We start from the raw sequence: 16,171 nt of genomic DNA, 5'->3' as shown, positions 1-16,171 counted from the left end.
CGGGGCATGGTCCGGAAGGCCGGACCATGCCCTGTCCGTCTTCACGGCCGGGACAGCAGTCCCTGCAGCGCCGCCACCAGGGCCGCGGGCTGTTCGATCATGACATGATGGTGACTGAGCGGGACGACCACCGGCACGCCGCTGCCCGGAAGGTTCGCCCGGAACGAGGCAGCCTCCTCGGCGCCCGCAATCTCGCTATTTTCCCCGTAGATGAAGTCCGTGGGACAGGAAAAGCCGCGCAGTTCGGCGCGCACCCCGGTCTCGTCGACCCCGGCGTGGATCAGGGGGTCGAATTTCCATGTCCACGCCTCGCCATCCTGCCGCAGGGAATGGCGTGACAGATAGTCGATGATCTCGGGCACCGGCCAAAGCCCCGGCGGCGTGAGACGGTAGCGCGCCAAGGCCGCCTCTTGCGTAGGATAACGCCGTTCGGTCGGAACGCTGCCGTCGAAATCCTGCCGGTCGGGACGGAACACAAAAGCGTCGATCACGATGACGCGGCGGATCAGATCGGGGGCCTGCAAGGCTGCATGGAGCGAGGAAACCGAGCCGAAGCTGTGCGCGACAATCGTCACGTCCCGCAGGCCCGCATGGCGAATGGCCGCGATCGTTTCCCGCGCATATTGCCGCCGCGAATAGGCGGTGCGGCGATCGCTGTCGCCCATGCCGGTGAAGTCGGGCGCGATGATGTCATGGCCTTGCAGGAAATGGGGCGCGATATGGTCCCACCAGTGGGAATGGGCCATGAAGCCATGGACGAACACAAGCCCCGGACGCGGGGCATGGCTCGCCGGACGCCAGCGGCGATAGTTCACCCCGGCGCCTTCGACCTCGACCCTGTGCGTCTCCGCCTCGACGGCCCAGGCGCTGGCGAGCCATTGGGAAAGCGGCGCGGCCGCGGTGGGGGGCGTGGGCTCAGTCAAGGGATGCGACATCCACCCGGCGTCCTTCCGCCGCAGAGATCCGGGCAGCCTCCAGGACCGCCTCCACATGATAGGCACGCCCGGCATCGGGCTGGGCGTGGCCCTGCCCCCTGATCTGGCCGACGAAGCCCTGCATCACGCCTGCGATATCATAGGTCTGCGGCGGAAACTGGCCGTCGGGCGGGAAGCTCAAGCCCGGCGGATGGAGGAGCGCGCGGGACAGCGGCTCCTTCGCCAGCGGCTGCGCGTCGCGGCCGGTCCAGAGCTCGACATCGGGGCCAGAGGGAAACCACATTCCCTCCCCGCTGGTCATGATCGTGCCCTTGTCGCCGCCCAGTTCCATCCGCCAGCCCGACAGCCCCGGTGACGCCCAGCCGAGCGCGACGGTGCCGATCACGCCGTTGCGGAAGCGCAGCAGCAGATGGGCGGTATCCTCCACCTCGGTCTCGATCCGGTCGCCATTGGGGAAGGACCATGTCGGCACGGCGATCTTGGCTTCGGCCGTGACGGATTCGATGTCGCCCAGCAGCGAGACCAGAAGATGCAGGCTGTGCGTGCCCAGATTGCGAATCGCCGATGCGCCGTGGCTGCGCTTGCCGAACCAGCGCCAGCCGTCGCCGATGGGCTGCGGTCCGTTGAACAGCGAAATCATGAAGCGTGTCGTAACGCTGTGCGGCGTGCCGAGGAAGCCCTCATCCAGCAATTGCCGGGCGCGACGATGGGCGGGCGCCTGTGCCAGCGTACTGTCGAGGACCAGCACCCTGCCTGCCGCGCGTGCCGCGTCGCGCATTTCGCGGGCAGCGGCGAGATCGGCGGCGAAATTGGCGGCGGCGAAGACATGCTTGCCGTTGCGCAGCGCGGAAAGCACCATGTCGCGGCGCAGGTCCGGCCGGGTGCCGACATCGATGATGTCGAGTTCCGGGTCAGCCGCCATGTCGGCATGGTTCCAATAGGCCTTTTCCAGCCCGAACCGCGCCTTCGCCGCTTCCGCCGTTTCCTGCCGCGAGGTGCAGACCGCGCGGACCTCCACCCCCTCCATGGCATGCCAGGCGGGCAGATGGGCGTGCATGCCCCAATTGGCGCTGATGACACCTACGCGCAAAGGCCTGGGCACATCTCTCTCCTTCTTCCTGTATCGGGGTTCAGACGACGCGGCGCAGCAAGGGTTCTCCCGCCATCAGCCGCGCGACATTCTCGCCCGCGCTCGCCATCACCGCGTCGAACGCCTCGCGCGTCGAGCCGGCGATGTGCGGCGCCAGCAGCAGATTGGGCACGTCCGCCCAGCCGCTGCCGTCGTCGGGTTCCCTGGCGACCACGTCAAGCGCGGCGCCGCGCAGCCGGCCCTCCTTCAACGCCGCCTTCAACGCCGGCTCATCGATCACGAAGCCGCGCGCCACATTGACGATCAGCCCGTCCGGCCCCAGCGCCTCGATCGTCTTCGCCGTCACCAGCCCGCGCGTTTCGTTGCTGCCCGCCACGGCGACCAGCAGCGTGGACGCCCATCCGGCGAGCGCGTCGAGCGATTCCATTCGTTCCCACGGCGCGTCGGGCTTGGACCGCGGCCCCCACCAGCGGATCGCGCAGCCGAAGGGCGCCAGTCGTTCAGCAGCGGCGCGGCCGATATGGCCGAGACCGACGATCCCCACCCGCTCGCTGGCGACGGAGCGGCCGAGCGGCATGCGGCGATGCGGCCATTGGCCGTCGCGCACATAGGCGTCGGCCGCCTTCAGATCGCGCACATGCGCCAGCATCAGCGTCACGGCGAAATCCGCGACGTCGCCCGAATTGAGGTCTCCCGCATTGGTGACGGCAATGCCGCGCGCGCTGGCAGCCGCCAGGTCGATCCCGGCCATGCCGGCCGCGACCACGGCGATCAGTTCAAGATCGGGCAGCATGGCAAGCCGCGCCGCGTCGAGCCGTTCCATCCCGCTGGAGACGATGGCCCGGATACCCACGCCATGTTCGCGCAGCCAGGCGTCGCGGTCCGGTTGGACGTTCAGCACGCTGATATCATATTTGTCCTCCGGCAGACGCACCAGACGGACGAGTTCCTCGCTCGTCACCAGGACGCGCGGCTTGCCATTCGCTGCTATTCCCATATCGGCCTCTCCTTCGCCCGACGGCGCGGCCGGGCGCTGCCGCCCGCCGCTTCCGCACTTCCCGGTCAGACGGGCCGAGCCGCCAGTTCCTGCTTCAGCCAGGCTTCGCCCGCCGCCAGCATGTCGGTATGTTCGGGCACCCAGCCGAATTCCTGCCGCGTGCGCGGGCTGCGCGAACGGCTGGAGCAGCCGAAGACGATCAGCGCGGAGAATTTGCCCCACAATTCGATGCCCTCGTCCATGCTGATGCTGCGGGTCGGCTTGCCGGTGTAGCGGGCCACCGTCTCGGCGATCCAGCGATTGGGGATTTCGCCCGCCACCGCATGATAGACGGCGCCGTCCTGCCCCTTGAGCACGACGTCGCGGAAGACGCGGCCCAGATCCTCGGCATGGACATGCGTATACATGTTGAGGCCCTGGCCGATATGGCAAGCCGTCCCGGTCTTCCGCACGGATTCCAGCACGCCCACGAACAGCGAATGCGGATGGTCGTGCGACCAGACCATCGGCGGGCGGACGACGATGCCGCGCTTGAGGCCGCGCTGCGAGGCCGCACGGACGCGCTTTTCGAGCTGGACGCGTTCATCGAGCGCGCGCGAGGGCACGAATTCGTCCCATTCGGCGAAGGTGTTTTCGCTCCATGCGCCCGCCGTGCGCTCACCCAGCACGCCGGTGCCGGAGCAGAAGATCAGGCTCTTTCCGCTGTCCGCCATATGGTCGATCATCCAGTCCACGACGGGAGTTTCGGCCGTTCCCATGGACGGCGCGAAGATCACCGTGTCGGCCGCCGCGATGCCCTTCGCCAGCGCGTCATGATCCGCCGCCTCGCCGCGAATGACGTCCATGCCCTGCGCCCGCAGCGTCGCTTCCGACACATCCGAACGGGCGAGCGCCACCACCTTTTCCCCGGCCGCCACCAGCGCGCGCGCCGCATGGCCGCCGATGAGGCCAGTCCCGCCAATCACGAATATCGTCATGTCACTTTTCCTTTTCCCAGAATTTCCTGTGCCGCCGCGATCAGATCGCCAGCGGATAGCCGCCCGATATGCGTAGCGTCTCGCCCGTCACGAAACTGGCCGCGTCGGAGCAGAGATAGCGCATCGCCGCCACGATATCGGAAACCTCGCCGGTGCGGTGGATCAGTTGCAGCCGCTGCGAGAAATCGTCGAACAAGGCCTGCGGCAGTTCGGCGCGGATCGTGTCGGTCGCGATCAGACCCGGCGCGATCGCATTGACGCGAATCCCGTCCGCCGCAAGCTCATGCGCGAGCGAGATGGTAAGGCCGCGCACCGCCAGCTTCGACACGCCATAGGCGGTCACGCTGCCATAGCTTGCGATCGAAGAGATGTTGACGATGCAGCCGCCGCCCCGCGCCGCCATCACCGGCCGCGCGGCCAGCGTGCAGTGGAGGATGCCGAACAGGTTGACGTCGAACAGCCGCCGCGTCTCCACGCTGCCCAGTTCGCGAAAGCCCTTGTTGTAGGCGGCCGAATGCAGCCCCGCATTGTTGATGAGGATATCGATGCCGCCCAGCCGGTCGGCGGCCTGCGCCACCGCCCCGGCGACCGCCGCTTCGTCCGTCACGTCGCAGGCGAGCGCGATCGCTCGGTGGCCCTGCGCGGTGAGTTCGTCGGCCAGCGCCTGCGCGCCGTCATGGTCGATGTCGGCAATGGCGGCCGCCCCGCCGCCCGCGCAGATATCCCGCGCGAAGGCGGCGCCAAAGCCCTTGGCCGCGCCCGTGACGAAGCCCACCCGGCCCGCGAAGGGGCGGTCGCCGCTCATCCGACCAGCTTCTTGGCCAGCACGATCTTCATGACTTCCGATGTTCCCGCGAAGATGCGGGCGATGCGGCTGTCGGCATAAAGCTGGCAGATCGGATATTCCTGCATATAACCGGCTGACCCATGCAATTGCAGGCATTCGTCGACCGCCCGCGCCTGCACCTCCGTCGCCTTGAGCTTGCAGGCGGCGGCCGTTTCGGGGTCGAGCTGGCCCGCGTTGAACAGGCGGACGCAATGGTCGAGAAAGGCCTGCGTCGCATAGACTTCGGTCTGCAATTCGGCGAGCTTGAACTTGGTGTTCTGGAAATCGGCGATGCGCTTGCCGAACGCCTTGCGGCCGGTGGTGAATTCGACCGCGAGGCGGATCGCCTCCACCGCGAAGGGCAGCGATTGCGCCGCCGATCCCAGCCGCTCCTCCGCCAGTCCCAGCCGCATATAGTCGAAGCCGCGCAGCGGATCGCCGATCACGTGCAGCGGCGACAGCTCGATATTGTCGAAGAAGAGTTCGGCGGTGTCCTGCGAATGATAGCCGAGCTTCTCCAGCTTCCGGCCGTTGCGGAAACCCGGCATGCTCCGTTCCACCAGGAACAGGCCGAGTGCGCGGGGATTGTCGGGATCGGTCTTCGCCGCGACGACGAAGAGTTCGGCGGTCAGGCCGAAGCTGATATAGGTTTTCTGCCCATTGAGCACCCATGTCCCGTCGGCGCGCCGGTCCGCCCGCGTCTTGAAACCGGCGATGTCCGATCCCGCATCCGGCTCCGTCATGGCGATGCCGCAGATCATCTCGCCGGACGTCAGTTTGGGCAGGTAGTGGCGCTTCTGCTCCTCCGTGCCGAACTTGGCGATATAGGGCGGCGAATTGCGGTTGAGCGCGCCCATCCACATGCTGGTTTCGAGCGCGTGGGTGACTTCCTCATACATGAGCTGGTCGTAGCGGAAGTCCTGAAGGCCCGAACCGCCATAGGTCTCGTCCGCCCAATAGAGGAGGAAGCCGGCCTCCCCCGCCTTGCGATAGACCTCCCGATCGATCATTCCCTGTTCGCGGAAGCGCGCGCTGTGGGGCACCACCTCCTGCTCCAGGAAACGGCGGAAGGCGTCGCGGAACTGCTCGTGCTCGGGCTCATAATGGTTGCGGATCATGCTTTTTCTCCGGCGCCGTCAGTCGATGGGCAGGCCATGGACGTTGCCGAGCGTGGAACCGCCCGAAACGGTCAGCGACTGGCCGGTCGTATAGGCCGCCTCGTCCGAGGCGAAATAGAGGAAGGCGGCCGCCATCTCCTCCGGTTTGCCGGGACGGCCGATCGGAATATTGGCGGCCATCATCTCGATCATCTCCTCGCTGGCATTGCTTTCCAGGGCATGGGTGCGCGTCAGGCCCGGTTCGACGGCGTTGACGGTGATGCCGAGCCGCGCCAGTTCCAGCCCGGCGCCGCGCACGAAGCCCGTCACCGCCATCTTGGCCGATCCGTAAGCGACCCGCGAGGGAATGGAATTCTGGTTGCCCGCGACCGAGGAGGTGACGAGGATGCGGCCCGCCGGGCTTTGCTTGAGCCAGGGCAGCGCATCCTTCGTCAGCCAGAAGCAGGCCTTCACGCCCACGTCGAACATCTGGTCGAGCACCTCGTCGGGCATGTCGGCGAGCAGCGCGGGTTCCAGATAGGCGGCATTGTGCAGCACGATGTCGATCCGGCCGAACCGGGCGGCACTCTGTTCGACAAGGCTGCGGACGGCAGCGCGGTCGCCCATGTCGAGCGTGACCAGCATCGCCTCCCCGCCCTTCGCCACGATTGCGTCCACGACCTCCTGCCCCGGCGCCGCCGTGCGCGTGGCGATCACCAGTTTCGCGCCTTCGGCGGCGAACAACAGCGCCGTCGCCTTGCCGATGCCGCGCCCGCCGCCGGTGACGATCGCCACCCTTCCGTCCAGCTTACCCATGTTCAACCTCTCTGGTTCATAAGGATGGACGCTTCCGTCCAATCCGGTTAATGAGGATGGCATGACCGATATCGATGCATCCTCCGCCGAACTCGTCCTGCGTCATGACCGGGACGGCGTCGCCACGCTGACGCTCAACCGTCCGGACAAGCGCAACGCGCTCAATGTCGATCTTTTCCGCGCGCTTGACGGCCATATCCGCGATATCGAGCAGGCCACCGACACGGTCGGCCTGGTCGTGCTGCGCGCCAACGGGCCGGTCTTTTCCGCGGGCGCCGACCTTGGCAAGCAGCAGAAGCCGCCCGTCCGCCATTTCCAGGCGAAGACGATCGCCCGCCTCGCCGCCCTGCCGCAGCCGGTGGTCGCGGCGGTGCATGGCCCCTGCTTCACCGGCGGGCTGGAACTGGTGCTGGCGGCCGACATCATCCTGGCGGCGGAATCGGCGCGCTTTGCCGACACCCATTCGCAATGGGCGCTGGTGCCGGGCTGGGGCATGACCGCCCGCCTGCCGCGCCGCGTCGGGCAGGCCAAGGCGCGGGAGATGATGTTCACCGCCCGCCAATATGACGGGCGCCAGGCCGAGGCGATGGGCCTTGCCAGCCTGTGCGTGGCCGACGACGCCTTCGAGGACGCGCTGGCGGCGTTGTGCCGCGACATCGTGGCGCAAAGCTGGCACAGCCACAGGGGCAACAAGGCGCTGCTGAACGCCAGCGAAGGGATGAGCCGCGACCAGGCGCTGGCGCATGAGATCTTCGCCAGTCCGGGCGTGGGGCCGGACTTCGCCGACCGGGTGAAGGGGCGTTTCGGGGGCCGCTAAGGCCTTCGAAGCTGGCATCCGCCGCATCACGGCCGCCGCTTACGATTGGCGAGCGCCGTGATGCTGACATGGCCCAGCGGCCCTTCCTCATCATAGACGCGGCTATGGCCGACGGCGATCGCCTGCGAAGCTTCGTGGCCGGTCGCCTCCATCCCGATCCATTCCCCCACCGGCAGGCGATGGATGTGCAGGACCACGTCGCAATTGATATATTGGATCCCGGCGTCGCCAGCATGGGTCCAGGGGCTGGCGAAGTCGGCATGGAGCGCGATGCGCGCCCAGGGCGTCAGTTCCACGCCTTCGACCAGGGCATGATATTCGCGCGACCAGACCTGGCGCGGCCCGAAGGTGCGCAGATCGCCCGAAATCGGCCGCCAGTCGAACATGCGCACGCCCGCCGGATCGGGATAGGGGGTGATGCTGTCGGGCGAGGGAACCTGCCACGGTTCGGGCGCCCAGGTCCGCCCCGGCGGCGCTTCTCCCGCCCGCAGCAGGAGCAGCTGGGCACGGGCCTGCTCGACGCCATCGGCCATCATCACCGCCTCCACCAGACGCAGCCGGTTGCCTTCGCGGACCAGCTTCGTCTCGATCCGCACCGGCGCGAAGGGGGCCAGGCTGTGCATGTCGACGCTGAGGCGGGCAGGCACGAAACCGGGCACGCCATGCAGCCGCTCCATCTCATAACCCAGCAGTCCCACGACGCACCGTCCATGCAGCGAATCGCGCTTCCAATAACCCCGGCTTTGCTCCAGCGGCCTGTAAGCACCATCGGCAGCGGCGAAAAAAGCCTCCTTCATCCATTCTCCCCCGCGCACGTCGCCATCCTTCTGATTCACCTCCTCTGGCATGATCGCATCGCGAGCACCAGTCTAACTTCGCTATCTATCTTCTCTTGATCCATGGCATAAAGCGGTTAAACCTCTAGCCGCCCCGCGCACAGGGCTGTAGATGGTCGCTTCGAGGACGACCGGACGGCTGCCCATCCGCCAACCGGCGCTCCCATTCCATGCTGACGAGAGACGAGGCTCATGTTCGAAACCATCCGCTACGAAGTCGCCGACAATATCGCGACGATCACGCTGAACCGCCCCGACCGGCTGAACGCCTTCAACAACATCATGTCCGAAGAACTGATCCGGGTGTTCGACCTGACGGATGCCGATGACGAGGTGCGCGCGGTGATCATAACGGGCGAGGGCCGCGGCTTCTGCGCCGGTGCCGACCTGGCATCGGGCGGCGATACGTTCGACTATGCCAAGTCCGGCCGCGCCGACGCGATCCGGGAGGACGGATCGGTCATCTGGAACCATGAGCTGGTGCGCGACAATGGCGGGCGCACGTCGCTGCGCATCTATGATTCGCTCAAGCCGGTGATCGGCGCGATCAACGGTCCGGCCGTCGGCATCGGCATCACCATGACGCTGCCGATGGACATTCGCATGGCATCCACCAACGCGAAGATGGGCTTCGTCTTCGCCAAGCGCGGCATCGTGCCGGAAGCGGCGTCGAGCTGGTTCCTGCCCCGGCTGGTGGGGATCAGCCAGGCGGTGGAATGGACGACGACCGGCCGGGTGTTCGGCGCGGAGGAAGCGCTTGCCGGCGGTCTGGTGCGTTCGCTCCACGCGCCCGACGAGCTGCTGCCCGCCGCCTATGCGCTGGCGCGCGAAATCGTCGAATGCGCACCGGTTTCGGTCGCGCTGACGCGCAAGATGATGTGGCAGGGCCTGTCGATGCAGGTGCCGATGGAAGCGCACCGGGTCGACAGCCGCGGCGTCTTTTCGCGCGGCCGCAGCGCCGATGCGCAGGAAGGCGTCAGCAGCTTCCTGGAGAAGCGCGCGCCCGACTATCCCTGCCGCGTGTCGAAGGACATGCCGGAATGGTTCCCCTGGTGGGAAAAGGCGGAATGGGCCTAACCTGGCCAGCAAGGGCGCCTCGCAAGGGGCGCCCCTCGTCAGCATTTTGAAAGATATCCCCATGAGCGACTTTCTAGGGCCAACCTCGCACAGCTTCATCTCGCAGCGCACGCGGCTCCATTATCTCGACTGGGGCAATCATGACGCGCCGCCGCTGCTGCTGGTCCATGGCGGGCGCGACCATGCCCGCACCTGGGACTGGACGGCGGAGGTGCTGCGCAAGGACTATCATGTCATCGCTCCCGACCTGCGCGGCCACGGCGACAGCGACTGGTCGTCCGACGGCGGCTATTCCATCGCGTCGCATGTGTTCGACATCGCCCAGCTCGTCACGCATCTGGGGTTCGACAAGGTCGCGATCGTCGCCCATTCGCTGGGCGGCAATATCTGCCTGCGCTATACCAGCCTGTTCCCGGAGAAGGTGACGCGCCTCCTGTCCATCGAGGGCAGCGGCAACCTGCCGCCGGACATGAAGGCGCGCTGGAGCCTGCCGCCGCAGGAACGGCTGCTCGACTGGATCGACGGGCGCCGCAAGGTCGCCGCCCGTCCGCCCTATCGCTATCCCAACCTGACCGAAGCGATCGCCCGCATGCGGGAGGCCAATCCCGACCTCAGCGACGCGCAGGTGCATCATCTGGCCACCCATGCGGTGCGACGCAACGAGGACGGCACCTTCAGCTGGAAATATGATCCCTATATCCGCCACGGCCTGCCGGTGGACATCAGCGACGAGCAGTTGATGCAATTATGGTCGCAGATCACCTGCCCGGTGCTGCTGGCATGGGGCACCCGCAGCTGGGCGGCCGACCCGGCGCGGGACGGATCGCTCGAAGCCTTCCAGAATGCCCGCACCGCGGCCTTCGAAGGGGGGCACTGGCTCCATCATGATTGCTTCGATGCCTTTATCGAGCGCGCGCGCCTTTTCCTGGCGACGGGCGAATAAGGCGGATTGGGCGAATAGGAGGATGGTATGGATTATGTGACCCTGGGACGCACCGGCCTGGTGGTATCGCGCCTGTGCCTTGGCTGCATGAGCTATGGCGACGCGGGGCGCGCCGGCCATGGCTGGGTGCTGCCGGAGGAGGAGAGCCTTCCCTTCTTCCGGCAGGCGCTGGAGGCGGGCATCAATTTCTTCGACACCGCCAACGCCTATTCGTCCGGCACGTCGGAGGAATATACCGGCCGCGCGCTCAGGAAACTGGCGCGGCGCGACGAGATCGTGCTGGCGACCAAGGCGTTCATGCCCTGGCGGCGCGCGCCCAACACCGGCGGCAATTCGCGCAAGGCGCTGTTCCAGGCGGTGGACGACAGCCTGAAGCGGCTGGGCAGCGACTATATCGACCTCTATCAGATCCACCGCTGGGACGTGGGCACGCCGATCGAGGAAACGATGGAGGCGCTGCACGATATCGTGAAGTCCGGCCGCGTGCGCTATATCGGCGCCTCCTCCATGTCCGCCTGGCAGTTCGCCAAGGCGCAGCATGTGGCGGAACGCAACGGCTGGACCCGCTTCGTGTCGATGCAGCCGCAGGTGAACCTCATCTATCGCGAGGAAGAAAGGGAGATGATCCCGCTCTGCATCGACCAGGGCGTGGCGGTGATCCCGTGGAGCCCGCTGGCGCGCGGCCGCCTGACCCGCCCCTGGGCGGAAGAGACGAACCGGTCGCAGAAGGACCAGTTCCAGGCGGTGATCTACTCCAAGTCGGAGGAGAATGATCGCGAGGTGGTGGAGACGCTGCTGGCGGTGGCGGCGGAAAAGGGCGTCGCCCCGGCGTATGTCGCCCTCGCCTGGCTGCTGGCCAAGCCCGGCATCACCGCGCCGATCGTGGGCGCCACCAAGCCCCGCCATCTGGAGGATGCGATCGCCGCGCTGGACGTGCGGCTGAGCGCGGACGAGATCGCGCGGCTGGAGGCGCCCTATCGCCCCCACGCCGTCGAGGGCGTGGTGGCGCCGCCGCAGACGGGTCTTAAGGTCAAGGTTGAGGGGGAAGCGTGATGCGTGTCGCACTGACGGGAAGTTCGGGCAAGATCGGCCGGGAAGCGGCCAAGGCGTTGAAAGCCGCCGGGCATGGCGTGATCGGCCTGGACCTGACGGGCGGGTTCAACGAGGGATATCGGACGGCGGCGGTCGACTGCGCCGATTTCGGCGAGGTGCTGGGCGCGCTGTCGGGGATCGACACGCTGGGCAAGCCCGACGCCGTCATCCATCTGGCGGGCATACCGGCGCCCGGCCTGGCCGTGGACGACCGCATCTTCCGCATCAATTTCCAGTCCACCTACAATGTCTTTTCCGCCTGCGCGCGGCTCGGCATCAATCGCGTGGTCTGGGCATCGAGCGAGACCATCCTGGGCATGCCCTATGCCGATGCGCCCGCTTTCCTGCCGCTGGATGAGACGGCGCCGCTGCTGCCCAACTGGTCATACGCCCTGTCGAAGAAGCTGGGCGAGGACATGGCTGACCAGTTCGTCCGCTGGCACCCGGCGATGAGCATCGCCTCGCTGCGCTTTTCCAACGTCTTTGCCGAGGCGGACTATGCCACGCGCGGGTCGATCGACACGAAGCCCGATGTCCGCCGCGTCAACCTGTGGGGCTATGTCGATGCGCGCGACTGCGGCGAGGCATGCCGTCTGGCCGTCGAAGCGGATTTCACCGGCCACGAACCGATGATCATCGCCGCTACCGACAGCGTGTGCGCGGTGCCCAGCGCCGAACTGGCGGCCCGTTTCTTCCCCGATGTGCCGGTCAAGGCGCCGCTGGAGGGGAATGTCTCGCTGCTCTCATCGGAACGGGCGCGGCAGGTCATCGGCTATGAGCCCAGGCATAGCTGGCGCGACCGGGCCTGAAACGGTGCCGACCCCGCGGCAAGCACGACCGCTGGCGAACAATGACAGGGAGGGAACGAGGCATTGACCATGTATATGACGCAGGCTCTGCATCGCCTGCTCCAGCAGCAGCCCGACAGCGTCGCGGCGGTCGATGTCCGGGAAACCCTCACCCGCAGGGCCTTTATCGATCGCGTCGCCCGCATCGCGGGCGCCCTGCGGTCTGCCGGCCTGCAACCGGGTGACCGGGTCGCGATGCTGGCGCGCAACAGCGTCGATTTCTACGCCTATATTTTCGGGACATGGTGGGCGGGCGGCGTCATCAATCCGGTCAATCTGCGCTGGAACGCATCGGAAATCGCCTTCTCGCTGGAGGATTGCGAGACGCATATCCTGATCGTCGAAAGCGTCTTCGCCCATATGATCCCCTCCATCCGGGAGCAGGCGCCCTGCCTCTCCCGCGTCATGGTGCTGGGCGATGTCGAGGATGCGGGGGATGCGGGCGACTATCGCGCCTGGGTGGCCGGGGCCGATCCGGTCGAGGACGCGGTGCGGCGGGGGGACGATCTGGCCGCGATCCTCTATACCGGCGGCACGACCGGACGGCCCAAGGGCGTGATGCTCAGCCACAATAATCTGGCCGCCTCCATGCTGGGTTCGATGCTGGCGCTGCGCGCGCTGGAGCGCAGCCAATATCTCCAGACCGCGCCGCTGTTCCATATCGGTGGCATGTCGGGGATGCTGGCGGGCCTCTATACCGGCGCGACCCATGTCTTCCTGCCTGCCTTCGACGCCAGCGCGGTCCTCACCGCCATCGACCGGCACCGCATCCAGGAATTGTTCCTGGTGCCGTCCATGCTGCGAATGGTCGTCGATCATCCGGATTTTCAGAGTTTCGACGTGCGGTCGGTCAGGCGCATCCGCTATGGCGCGTCGCCCATCGACGGGGGTCTGATGGATCGTGCGATCGCCGCCTTCCCCAATGCCGGTTTCGTCCAGGCCTATGGCATGACCGAATTGTCCCCGGTCGCGACCATGCTGACCGAGGACGACCATGGCGAGGCGGGGCGCGCCAGCGGACGGCTGCGCAGCGCGGGCAAGGCCATCCCAACGGCGGAGCTGCGCATCGTCGATCCGGAGGGACTGGAAGTGCCCAGGGGCATGGTGGGCGAGATCGCCGTGCGTGGGCCGGGCGTCATGCTGGGCTATTGGAACCGGCCGGACGCCACGCGCGAGGCGGTGCGCGACGGGTGGATGCACACGGGCGACCTGGGGTCGATGGACGCGGACGGCTATGTCACCGTGGTCGACCGGCTGAAGGACATGATCATCACCGGCGGCGAGAATGTCTATTCGGCCGAGGTGGAGACCGCGCTGTCGACGCATCCGGCGGTCGGGCAGGCGGCGGTCATCGCCATGCCCGACGAGAAATGGGGCGAGCGCGTCCACGCCGTGATCGTCCTGCGTCCGGGCTGTTCGGCCGATCCCGAAGCGCTCACGGCCCATTGCCGGGCGACGATCGCGGGGTTCAAGGTGCCGCGCAGCTATGCCTTCGTCGACACCCTGCCGCTTTCGGGCGCGGGCAAGGTGCTCAAGAATATATTGCGGGACCAATGCCGGGCGGGGAATTGACACAGCGCTATGGCGCAATCTGCAAATCGCGTTAAAGCTGAGGCCATGAACAGGGACGTTTTTCAGCCATTGGGCAGCGCCGTGCCGCCCAAACCCATTTATGGCGCGCAGCCGGTCGGCGATCCGCTGCTGGACGCCGCGGCGGTGTGCGTGAACCGCAAGGGCTTCGACAACACGTCCCTGGAGGAGGTGGCGGCCGAGGCCGGGGTGTCCCGCACCACCCTCTATCGCCGTTTCGGCAATCGCGAATCCCTGTTCGCCGCCCTGCTCTACGCCCGTTCCGAACCGTTCCGCCAATGGTCGCGCTCCATCCTGACCGGGCCGGGCAGCGTCGCCGACCGGCTGGAAACCGTCATCGTCCATGCCATATTGGAAATGCAGCGCGTCGGATGGCTCGACGAATCCTTCCGGGCAGGCGTGTCGCCGCTGGCCGCCCGGTTGATGAAGGGTACCTACAAGCAGAGCCGCGAGGATGGCCTCGCCCTGCTGGTCAATACGCTGGTGGCTGCCCGCCCGGAATGGGCCAGGTCGATCGTCGGGGACGAGGTACTCGACTGGGTGATGGAACAGATGATCGATTTCGCCGCGACGCGAAACTGGGAGGAAGAGGATCTGCGCCGCCGCGTGCGCTTCTTCGTGATCCCTGCGCTGGTGGGCAATTGCCTGCAGGATTCCATCTCGACGCGACTGGATGCGATAGAGAACAAGATCGACCGGCTGATCGGCAAGCGGTAGCTTTTCCTCTTCGCCTTGACCCCCGCACCGGCTGACCCGAAGATGGGCGAATGGCTGACACTTCCCCCAAGCAAGATGTGAAGATCGATCCCCCGGCGCGCATCCGCGACGCGGCGGTTACCCGCGCGCGCATATTGACCGCGGCGCAAACCCTCTTTGCCCGGTGCAGCTATGGGCAGGCGGGGCTTCGCGACATCGCGGCGGAGGCAGGCGTCAACGTTGCCCTGGTCGCGCGCTATTTCGGTTCGAAGGAAAAGCTGTTCGAGGCGGCGCTCAAGGCCACGCTGACCGAAGGGAATCTGGCCAGCCATCCGCGCGAGAATTTCGGCAAGGGGCTGGTGCAGGCCATGGTCGATCATCGCGGCGACCGGCCGCATCCCATGCCGATGCTGGTCCATGCCGCTGCCGAGCCCGTGTCGCAGGCCGTCGCCCTGCGGCTGATCGTGGAGGAAGTGCTGAAGCCCACCGCGCAATGGCTGGGCGGCGAGGAGGCCGAGCAGCGCGCGGCGGAGATACTGGCCCTGTCGGCGGGTTTCTACCTCTATCGCGTGCTCCTGCCGCTGCCGAGTTTCAGCGGCGCGATGGACCCGGCTGCCCGCAAATGGCTGGAGGAGACCTTGCAGGCCATTGTCGACGCACCGCCGAAAACATGACATATATAACTTTCTTATCGACGTGACGGCGGAATTGCATCAAGGATAGGAAATCGACGGAGAAGGATGGACGATGGATATCGCCGGGCTGTTCGACATCAAAGGCAAACGCGCGCTCGTGACCGGCGGGTCGGGCGGCATCGGCTATATGATCGCGGAGGGGCTGGTCCGCGCCGGGGCGGAGGTTCTGATCTGTTCGCGCAAGGCAGCCGCGGTGGATGCCGCCGTCAGCGCCTTGTCTCCCATTGGCGCGATATCGGGCTTCGCGGCCGATCTGACGACCGAGGAAGGAATCGCGGCAGCGGCAAAGGCGGTAGGCTCCGATAACGTCCTGCATATCCTCATCAACAATGCCGGAACCAGTTGGGGGGCGCCGATCGACAGCTTTCCGCGAAAAGGGCTGGAAAAGGTGCTGGATCTCAACATCGCAGCACCCTTCCTGCTGACGCAGGCATTGCTGCCCGCGCTGCGGCGCGCGGCCACGCCCGATGATCCCGCACGGATCGTCAACATTGCCTCCATCGACGGCTTTCGCATCCCCCCCTGGGAGAGCTATCCCTATTCCGCCAGCAAGGCCGCGATCATTCATATGGGCCGCCATATGGGCAAGTTCCTGGCGGGCGATCATATCAGCGTGAATGCCATTGCGCCCGGCCTGTTCCCCTCCAAGATGACGGCCGGGGTTTTCGATTTCGACGATCCGGAAGAGTTGGAGCGGGCCGCTTCGCCGCTCGGTCACCGCATCGGAACGCCGGAAGACATTGCGGGCGGCGTCATCTATCTCTGTTCGCGCGCGGGTGCCTGGATTTCAGGCGCCACCATCCCCATCGCCGGTGGCGTGGCCACCATCGACTGATAAG

General features: G+C 66.6%; 17 protein-coding genes. 9 read left to right on the top strand and 8 right to left on the bottom strand.

The genetic code is table 11. The annotated features are described in order from the left end of the window. Nucleotides 1-41: 41 nt before the first annotated feature. The 7 genes from MJ601_RS05565 to MJ601_RS05535 form a co-directional block, all read right to left on the bottom strand. Nucleotides 42-923: an alpha/beta fold hydrolase gene (locus tag MJ601_RS05565; protein ID WP_242124151.1), complete on the bottom strand. Its 882-nt coding sequence runs from the start codon at nt 921-923 to the stop codon at nt 42-44. Further along, entirely contained in the window at nt 916-2,037 is a 1,122-nt protein-coding gene (locus MJ601_RS05560) for a Gfo/Idh/MocA family protein (protein ID WP_242124149.1), read from the bottom strand. Before MJ601_RS05560 ends, MJ601_RS05565 begins: the two co-directional genes overlap by 8 nt. Nucleotides 2,038-2,065: 28 nt before the next feature. Further along, nucleotides 2,066-3,022, bottom strand: coding sequence for an NAD(P)-dependent oxidoreductase (locus MJ601_RS05555; protein WP_242124147.1), 957 nt, complete (start codon nt 3,020-3,022; stop codon nt 2,066-2,068). 65 nt (nt 3,023-3,087) lie between these two features. After that, nucleotides 3,088-3,999, bottom strand: a complete 912-nt coding sequence (locus MJ601_RS05550; RefSeq protein WP_242124146.1) for an NAD(P)H-binding protein — start codon at nt 3,997-3,999, stop codon at nt 3,088-3,090. A gap of 40 nt (nt 4,000-4,039) precedes the next feature. Beyond that, the gene (locus tag MJ601_RS05545; protein ID WP_242124144.1) at nt 4,040-4,804 is read right to left on the bottom strand and encodes an SDR family NAD(P)-dependent oxidoreductase; all 765 of its coding nucleotides are present in this window, start codon (nt 4,802-4,804) and stop codon (nt 4,040-4,042) included. After that, nucleotides 4,801-5,943 carry an acyl-CoA dehydrogenase family protein gene (locus MJ601_RS05540; protein WP_242124142.1) on the bottom strand — a complete coding sequence of 381 codons (1,143 nt, stop codon included), beginning with the start codon at nt 5,941-5,943 and terminating at the stop codon, nt 4,801-4,803. Before MJ601_RS05540 ends, MJ601_RS05545 begins: the two co-directional genes overlap by 4 nt. Before the next feature lie 18 nt (nt 5,944-5,961). Beyond that, complete coding sequence (locus MJ601_RS05535; protein WP_242124140.1) at nt 5,962-6,738, bottom strand: SDR family NAD(P)-dependent oxidoreductase; 777 nt, start codon at nt 6,736-6,738, stop codon at nt 5,962-5,964. 61 nt (nt 6,739-6,799) lie between these two features. Between MJ601_RS05535 and MJ601_RS05530 the strand changes: the two genes are divergently transcribed. Further along, complete coding sequence (locus tag MJ601_RS05530) at nt 6,800-7,555, top strand: enoyl-CoA hydratase/isomerase family protein (RefSeq protein ID WP_242124138.1); 756 nt, start codon at nt 6,800-6,802, stop codon at nt 7,553-7,555. 26 nt (nt 7,556-7,581) lie between these two features. On the opposite strand, the gene MJ601_RS05525 is transcribed toward MJ601_RS05530, so the two are convergent. Continuing rightward, on the bottom strand, nt 7,582-8,352 hold the full coding sequence (locus MJ601_RS05525; RefSeq protein ID WP_242124136.1) for a thioesterase family protein: 771 nt from the start codon (nt 8,350-8,352) through the stop codon (nt 7,582-7,584). A gap of 231 nt (nt 8,353-8,583) precedes the next feature. Here MJ601_RS05525 and MJ601_RS05520 point away from each other — a divergent pair, with 231 nt between their 5' ends. From MJ601_RS05520 to MJ601_RS05485, 8 genes are all read left to right on the top strand, one after another. Further along, nucleotides 8,584-9,468: a crotonase/enoyl-CoA hydratase family protein gene (locus MJ601_RS05520; protein ID WP_242124134.1), complete on the top strand. Its 885-nt coding sequence runs from the start codon at nt 8,584-8,586 to the stop codon at nt 9,466-9,468. A gap of 61 nt (nt 9,469-9,529) precedes the next feature. Continuing rightward, nucleotides 9,530-10,411 carry an alpha/beta fold hydrolase gene (locus tag MJ601_RS05515; protein ID WP_242124132.1) on the top strand — a complete coding sequence of 294 codons (882 nt, stop codon included), beginning with the start codon at nt 9,530-9,532 and terminating at the stop codon, nt 10,409-10,411. 27 nt (nt 10,412-10,438) lie between these two features. After that, the gene (locus MJ601_RS05510) at nt 10,439-11,464 is read left to right on the top strand and encodes an aldo/keto reductase (RefSeq protein ID WP_242124130.1); all 1,026 of its coding nucleotides are present in this window, start codon (nt 10,439-10,441) and stop codon (nt 11,462-11,464) included. After that, nucleotides 11,464-12,312 carry an NAD-dependent epimerase/dehydratase family protein gene (locus MJ601_RS05505; protein WP_242124127.1) on the top strand — a complete coding sequence of 283 codons (849 nt, stop codon included), beginning with the start codon at nt 11,464-11,466 and terminating at the stop codon, nt 12,310-12,312. Before MJ601_RS05510 ends, MJ601_RS05505 begins: the two co-directional genes overlap by 1 nt. A 75-nt stretch (nt 12,313-12,387) precedes the next feature. After that, nucleotides 12,388-13,923 carry a long-chain-fatty-acid--CoA ligase gene (locus MJ601_RS05500; RefSeq protein ID WP_242124126.1) on the top strand — a complete coding sequence of 512 codons (1,536 nt, stop codon included), beginning with the start codon at nt 12,388-12,390 and terminating at the stop codon, nt 13,921-13,923. A 45-nt stretch (nt 13,924-13,968) separates the two neighbouring features. Continuing rightward, nucleotides 13,969-14,658 carry a TetR/AcrR family transcriptional regulator gene (locus MJ601_RS05495; protein ID WP_242124124.1) on the top strand — a complete coding sequence of 230 codons (690 nt, stop codon included), beginning with the start codon at nt 13,969-13,971 and terminating at the stop codon, nt 14,656-14,658. 50 nt (nt 14,659-14,708) lie between these two features. Beyond that, entirely contained in the window at nt 14,709-15,311 is a 603-nt protein-coding gene (locus MJ601_RS05490; protein ID WP_242124122.1) for a TetR/AcrR family transcriptional regulator, read from the top strand. Between the two features lie 73 nt (nt 15,312-15,384). Next, on the top strand, nt 15,385-16,167 hold the full coding sequence (locus MJ601_RS05485) for an SDR family oxidoreductase (protein WP_242124119.1): 783 nt from the start codon (nt 15,385-15,387) through the stop codon (nt 16,165-16,167). Nucleotides 16,168-16,171 lie beyond the last annotated feature (4 nt).

Origin of the sequence: Sphingobium trunci (genome assembly GCF_022664535.1) — a bacterium.
In the GTDB taxonomy this organism is placed as follows: Bacteria; Pseudomonadota; Alphaproteobacteria; order Sphingomonadales; family Sphingomonadaceae; genus Sphingobium.
This window is presented reverse-complemented; position numbering and strand designations above follow the sequence as displayed.